Source organism: Paraburkholderia dilworthii (assembly GCF_000472525.1).
In the GTDB taxonomy this organism is placed as follows: Bacteria; Pseudomonadota; Gammaproteobacteria; order Burkholderiales; family Burkholderiaceae; genus Paraburkholderia; species Paraburkholderia dilworthii.
In genome coordinates this window covers 1-3,074 of record NZ_AWZT01000120.1, presented here as the reverse complement: position 1 = coordinate 3,074, position 3,074 = coordinate 1, and the positions used below count along the sequence as shown (strand labels likewise).

The window sequence follows — 3,074 nt, the reverse complement described above, 5'->3', positions numbered from 1 at the left end:
CTCTTCACGGCATTCGCGCAGGCCGCGATAGCGCTGAGACTAGCCGGCAGTCATGCGAAGGTCGTGATCTGCGATTCCGCTCAAGCTGCAAAGCTAGCCCCAGGCGAAGATATGCCGGAAAACCCTTCGTGGCGTGTTGTAGTGATCGGTGGTGAGCAAGCGGCAAACGCCGATCCGCTGGCCGTTGCTTTCGAATCAGTTCTCAAGGGCGGTGCGCAGCAGCCGGTAAGCGCGGCTGCCTCACTGGGCGGGGATGCCCCCTTCATCCACATCTTCACCTCCGGTACCACGGGTCGGCCGAAGGCGGTGGTCGTTCCGATTCGAGCGCTCGCCGCATTCCATAGCTATGTCGAATTCGGTATCGGCGTACGCGACGACGATGTCTACTGGTGCGCTGCTGACCCCGGCTGGGGCTACGGCCTATACTTTGGCGTGCTCGCATCCTTTTGCACCGGCGTTCACAGTATCTTGCTGAAAGCCAGTTTTGACCCGCTGACCACGTACCGCGTCCTGGTCGATCGCAACGTGACAAACTTTGCTGCTGCGCCGACCGTTTATCGCTCTTTGTTGTGTTCGGAAATTGAGCCGCCTCCCGGCCTTGCACTCCGTTGCGCCTCAAGTGCGGGCGAACCGCTCACACCGGATGTGAATGAATGGGCAGTCGGCGCCCTTGGCCTTGAAGTGTTTGATCATTACGGTCAAACGGAAGCTGGCATGCTCATCAATAACCATCATGACCCACGTCTCGCGCGGCCTGTGAAAGTGGGCTCAATGGGTGTCGCGATGCCGGGATGGAAGGCGGTTGTGCTCGATCGCGACAATGACGTCGAGATCGGAGTCGGCGAGGTGGGCCGAGTCGCGTTCGAACTGGCGGAAAGCCCGCTGGCCTGGTTCAACGGCTACCAGGACTATCCTGTCAAAAGCTCGGAGCGGTTTGCCGGCGACGGAAGATGGTATCTGAGCGGCGACCTAGGCCGCGTCGATGAAGACGGTTTCTTCTTCTTTTCCTCGCGAGAGGACGACGTAATCATCATGGCTGGCTACCGGATCGGCCCGTTTGAGGTCGAATCGGTGATCGCCGCGCACCCGGATGTCGCCGAATGCGCAGTGATTGCGGTACCGGATAAGGTGCGGGGCGAGGTTATCGAGGCGTACGTCGTACTGCGTCGGCATGAAAAGGCGGGGCCCGAAATGGAACATGATATTCAGCGGTGGGTAAAGACCCGCTATGCGGCTCACGCTTACCCTCGCCAGGTCCACTTTTCCGCCGAACTTCCCAAAACTCCGAGCGGGAAGATCCAGCGGTTTGTGCTGCGCGAGCAGCGCAAAAGAGACGGTTCTATTGCCGCGGCCGGTGCCGGGACGAATTAGTCTTGCCACTATTAAAGAGTGGCTAACCTATGAATGCAACGCCTTCCGTGAGCACGATCGAAGCTATTGTCCAACGTCGGTCGGTAAGACGGTTTTTGGATACACTTATTACCGCGAACGTGATCGACGACATTCTCAACCTGGCTGCAAGAGCCCCTTCAGGTACGAACATTCAGCCTTGGCACGTTCATGTGGTAACCGGCAATGCCAGAAATCGGCTGTCCGCAGCCGTATTGGAGGCCGCTCGCGAAGGCAGGCGGTGTAACGAGTACGCCTACATGCCGGAAAAACTGAAGGACGTGCATCTATCGCGACGACGCAAGGTCGGCTTCGACCTATACAGTCTTTACGGGATTGAACGCTCAGACCATGTTTCCCGCAAGGAAGCGATGCTTCGCAATTTCACGTTCTTCGGTGCCCCCGTCGGCTTGTTCTTCACCATGGACAGATATCTCCTGGCGGGCTCCTGGCTTGACAGTGGCATGTTCATGCAGAACGTAATGATCGCGGCACAGTGCTACGGAATTGTGTCATGCCCGCAGCAAGCCTGGTGCGAATATGGTGGCGTCGTCCACGACATCCTGAACATCCCTGACAGCCACATTCTGCTGTCGGGCATGGCGCTCGGATATGAGGATACGTCGGCTGACGAAAATAGATTGAGGACGGAGCGAGCGCCTGCTCGAGAGTTCGCGATTTACCACAATGAATAACGGCGTGGTGCGAACCAGCCAACGGAACCCTCCCTAATGGCGCCATCCCGCTCCGGTGGGAAAAGCGAGCTCGGCGCCGTTGACGCGATCTGGAGACAATAAGGATCCCTATTCGTATCGAAGGTAAGACGTTTCTGTTTAAAGTATTGAGGGTAGCTGCCGACAGGCTGATCAAGCGTGACCGTACCGGCGGCAGAAGAGGAAAACGGCGTAATTCACCTTCAGCATCGCGCGCGTAGAGATCGTGGACCGGATCCTGCTGGCAAGGCAATGCCTGTATGAGGCCGGACCGATTTTCGTTTGAGGAACGCGGTGTCGCGGGATGCTGAGATGCCCGCGATGCGCTCCTATCGGCTCGCGGCGTGAGCGGGTCGATAGTCGGGCGATCTGAGGAGAACGGAATGAACATCTTGGAATTGGCGGGGAATGCCGGAATGCTGGTCGTACTCGACGGCAGGATCGGGCGCACCGAGTACCGAAGCGTCCATGGGACCCTGGATGCGTTTCAGCGTTTTGTTCATGCGTTTGAAGCGGCGTTGGCGAATGCTGAGGAATCCGATTTGTCTCGGTGTTGGAGAGGCCTGTGCGCGGAGTCTTCGTCATCTTGAAGACATGGTGCCGGAGTGCCACCAGGCAGGCCCTCGCGCTGGCCTGGAATGCGCTTCTGAGTGCTGGCCATGAAACCGGAGCGGGTGCAGGACATGCTGGTCCGGATCATGAGCCAGCTCGACTGAGTGGACCGACTGATGAAGGTTTCCGCAATCTACGCCCGGGTAACGGTACTTACTGCAATCGCCGCAGGGATCCCTTCGGGCTCGCACGCCTACGCGCTCGATCCGCAACTCGACTGTAGATCGAACGCACACGCGTTCATCGCCCCGCTCCTAAAGAGCCGGTATATCGATCCGAATCCGATGCGCGTCGAAGCAAACTCGGTCAACGCATTTCGACCGGCGCACGGCAGCAAGTTGACGGCATTCGGCTTTCCCG

General features: G+C 58.4%; 2 protein-coding genes and 1 pseudogene. All 3 read left to right on the top strand.

Annotated features, from left to right (window positions below; genetic code table 11):
- The coding region (locus F759_RS39905) for an AMP-binding protein (protein ID WP_036026283.1) at nt 1–1,371 on the top strand (1,371 nt) is incomplete at its 5' end.
- Between the two features lie 47 nt (nt 1,372–1,418).
- Nucleotides 1,419–2,084, top strand: coding sequence for a nitroreductase (locus F759_RS0135385; RefSeq protein ID WP_244439006.1), 666 nt, complete (start codon nt 1,419–1,421; stop codon nt 2,082–2,084).
- A gap of 746 nt (nt 2,085–2,830) precedes the next feature.
- Nucleotides 2,831–3,074, top strand: a pseudogene (locus tag F759_RS43870) (hypothetical protein); the annotation flags it as partial.